General features: G+C 72.1%; 4 protein-coding genes. All 4 read right to left on the reverse strand.

The window, feature by feature from the left end:
• Positions 1–695, reverse strand: a 695-nt coding sequence (locus ACTHK2_RS06680) for a serine/threonine-protein kinase (RefSeq protein ID WP_440244924.1), incomplete at its 3' end; no start/stop codon positions are given.
• Between the two features lie 52 nt (positions 696–747).
• On the reverse strand, positions 748–1,299 hold the full coding sequence (locus tag ACTHK2_RS06685; RefSeq protein WP_440244925.1) for an ECF-type sigma factor: 552 nt from the start codon (positions 1,297–1,299) through the stop codon (positions 748–750).
• Between the two features lie 92 nt (positions 1,300–1,391).
• Positions 1,392–2,831 (reverse strand): outer membrane protein assembly factor BamB family protein, encoded by a 1,440-nt coding sequence (locus ACTHK2_RS06690; protein WP_440244926.1) that lies wholly within the window; start codon positions 2,829–2,831, stop codon positions 1,392–1,394.
• A gap of 271 nt (positions 2,832–3,102) precedes the next feature.
• Positions 3,103–3,794 (reverse strand): hypothetical protein (locus ACTHK2_RS06695; protein ID WP_440244927.1); only part of this gene is annotated, 692 nt, incomplete at its 5' end.

Genomic DNA, 3,794 nt, shown 5'->3' on the forward strand with positions numbered 1-3,794 from the left:
TCCTCGAGCAGCTTGGCGATGCCGAAGTCGAGCACGCGCGGCGCTCCGTCTGCATCGACGAGCACGTTGGATGGCTTGAGGTCGCGATGCACGACGAGCTGCGCATGCGCATAGGCGACCGCTTCGGCGACCTTCGCGAGCAGCGCGACGCGCGCGACCACCCCCAGGTGCTGCAGCGCCGCATGCGCGGTGAGTGGCACGCCGTCGACATGGTCCATCACGTAGAACGGCCGGCCGTCGTCGCTCATGCCGCCGTCGAGCAGGCGCACGACATGCGGATGGTGCAGGCGCGCGAGGATGCGGCGTTCCTGCAGGAAGCGGCGCAGTACCGCGTGCGTGTCCATGCCGCGCTTGAGCACCTTGACCGCGACGCGTTGTTCGAACGCGCCGTCGCTGCGCTCCCCAAGCCAGACCACGCCCATGCCGCCCTCGCCGATCGGATGCAGCAGCCGGTACGCGCCCGCACGGCGATCGGCCGGCGCCGAGTCGGCCAGCAGGCCGGGCAGCGCGTGCGATGCAGCCGCGTCGAGTACGCCATCCTGTTCGTCCGCGGCGAGCAGCGCGCGCACCTCGGACGCGAGCGCTGCATCGGCGGCCTCGAGCATGGCGAGACGCCGCTCGCGTTCGTCCGGTGGCCGCTCCACCAGTTCGTCGAACAGCGCGGAAATTTCTGCCCAGCGCGCGGTATCGACCATCACGACTCCCGTGTCGCCCAGCGCGCCGCGCGACGGCGCGGCGATCGATGCATCAAGCGCCTGCTATCTCGCGCTGCAGGAACGCGCGCGCGCGCCGCCAGTCGCGCTTGAGCGATCGCTCCGAACGACCTTGCACGCTCGCGATCTCGGCCAGTTCCAGGCCCGCGTAGAAACGCATCTCGACCAGCGCGGCGAGCGGCGCGTCGAGCCCGGCAAGGCGGTTGAGCGCGTCGTCGAGCGCGAGCACCTCCTCGCCGCGATCCTCCGCCGCCGCCTGCAGCGCGGTCGTGTCGAGCGAGGCGACCGGCTGGTTGCCACCGCGCCGCAGCGCCGCGCGCGCGCGCACGTGGTCGATGACGATCTGCCGCATCACGCGCGCCGCGACCGCGAAATAATGGCCGCGATCGTTGACCTCGATCGCGCCGTGCTGGGCGAGCTTGAGATAGGCCTCGTGCACGAGCGAGGTCGTGCGCATCGCAGCCTCGCCACGCAGCTGGCCGGCGGCGAGCCGGTGCAGTTCGTCGTAGAGCAGCGCGAACACGCGTTCGGAGGCCTCCCGGTCGCCGTCGCGCGCCTTGCCGATGAGCTCGGTGATGTCCGCCATTCGCCCCCCAGGATCGCCGCTACGGTGCCACGCGGCGGCGGCCGCGGCAAATGCGGCGGGAACAGGCGCTCGCGGTGGCGATCCCTGCCGGATCAGCCGCCGAGCGGAAACGCGAGCAGGGAGCCGGCGATCGTCGCGACGATGACCAGGTCGCCGCTGCGCGCGGGCGAGCCGGCGATGCCCCACTGGTGGCCGCCGCCGTCGGCGATCGGCCAGCGCGTGAGCAGCTTGCCGGTCCGGCGCTCGAACGAGACGAAGCCCGCGTCGTGGCGGATGGAGTACGGCGCGCCGCCGGCGGCACCGGCGTAAACACGGTCGGTGGTCAGGAGCGGCGTGCCGAAGGTCCAGCCCCACGCATTGCCGCGCCAAAGCACGTGGCCGTTCGCCGGGTCGATCGCGCTCACGTGGCCGAGGTCGGACGAACCGATGTAGAGCACGCCCTCGTCGACCACCGGCGTCGACTCCACCCACGAGCCCCAGAAGAACAGCCGCCACTCTTCCTTGCCGCTCGCCGCGGCGAGCGAATGGAGGCCGGGCCCACGATTGCCGACGAACACGTGGCCCCCGTGCACGAGGGGGGCGCCGTCGATCTCGGCCTTGCTGTCGAAGCGCCACGCTTCGCGGCCGTCGGCGCGCTCGAGCGCGTAGACGAAGTGGTCGGCGCTGCCGAACACGACGCGCGGGCCGTCGAGCGCGGCGCCGTTGCGGATCTTGCTGCCGCTGGCGAAGCGCCACTTGCGCGTGCCGGTCGCGGCGTCGACCGCGTGGAACCCGCCGTCACCGGCGCCGACGTAGACGACGCCGTCGGCGACGAGCGGGCGCGGCGCCTGCCAGTCCCAATCGCCCGCCGACGGATGCGGCAGGATGCGCGGCGTCCCGCGGTCGCCGAGATCGTAGCGCCAGCGTTCCTTGCCGTCGGCGCGCGCGAGCTTGTGCAGGAAGCCTGCGTCGCTGACGAAATAGAGCGCGTCGCCGTCGATCGCGGCGGCGCCGTAGATCGGCGCACCCACGGCGAACGTCCACGCGATGGCGCCGTCCCCGGCCTGCACCGCATTGAACACGCCGCCGGTCGTGCCGATGTAGGCGACGCCGTCGGCGACGACGGGCGAGGCGTAGGCCTGGCCACTGAGGCGCGTCTGCCAGCGGGGCGCGGGGCCGGTCGGCACGTCCGGCAGCGCGGGCGGCTGCGGCAGCGCCTCGACCCGGCGCAAGCGCGCCTGCGCGCGCGGGCCCGGGAACGTGCCTTCGAGCGTATCGCCTTGCGCGCGCAGGTCGAGCATGAAGCCCGCGTTCTGCACGCGGTCGCCCTCGATCGTCGTCGCGCCGGCGTCGATGCCGTAGTAGCCCATGTTCGGCTCGGTGAGTTTCATCACCGCCTGGCCGCTCGCGTCGTGGCGGATCTCGAGGCCGACCTCGATGCGTTCCTTTTCGTTGCCGGTGGTGCCGAGCCAGAAGCCCTCGGGCGACGATCGTGCCGCGCCCACGCCGGGAACCATCGCCGCGCACACCATGAGCCATTTTGCCGCGTACATTGGCGCACCCTCCGCTCTGCCCGGCGGCCAATCTGCGCCCGCGGCGTGCGTGGCTTGACGTGCGGGAAGGCACGGGCGAACGCGCTTCGGCGCGCGGCGCATTCGGATTGGCGCAGGAAGCCCGACCGGAGGCTGGAGAGCATCGCGGCCGAAGCCGCTCCCACTGGAACGCTGGGTTGGCCCTTGGGGGAGGGACTTCAGTCGCGATGCCTTGGCGTGCGAGCGGGTCGGGCAGCATCGCGGCTGAAGCCGCTCCTACAGGGTGCGGGCGTCAGCCGTCGAAGCCGTCCGCGAACACGCGATCGCCGACGTCGAAGCGGACCGGCACGACGAGGCGCGGGTGGGCGGGATCGTTGCTGCCGATGCACAGCGCCGCCTCGTAATGGCCCGCGGCGAGCTGCGACGGGTCGAGTGTGGCGGTGATCGTCGCCTGTGCGTGCGGATCGACACTGCCTGCGGTCGTGTCGAGGCTCAGCCACGGCACGTCCGACGGCGTCGCGCACGCGTCGGGCTGCTCGATCGCGCGCACGAGCAGCGCGTGGTAGTCGTGGAAGCGATCGACGATCGGATCCCACGAGCCGAGCGCGCCCGGGTTGCCGCGCATCAGATAGCCCGCACCCGCGTTCGGCTCGCCGGTGACGTCCGATGCGACGAACGCGGTGCCCGGGTCCATCGGATCGAACTGCACGCCGATGTAGACGTTGCCGCTCGCGATGCTGAGGCCGAGCCCGGAGAGATCCACGCGCACGAACGCGGCGGTGGCCGTGGTCGGGATGTCGGTCGCGATCGCATCGACCGACGCCAGCAGGTTGCCCGGACCGCCATCCCAGCCGGTATCGTCGTAGACGACGAGCTGGAACGCCTGGCTCGTGCCCGGCGCCGAGGCGAGGAACGCGACGCATGCGCTGCTGAACGTCGCCGGATACGCGCTCGGCGTGAAGCGGTCGACGTAGCCGGCGATCG

The sequence above is a fragment of the Dokdonella sp. genome, from assembly GCF_051958935.1.
Classification (GTDB): Bacteria; Pseudomonadota; Gammaproteobacteria; order Xanthomonadales; family Rhodanobacteraceae; genus Dokdonella_A.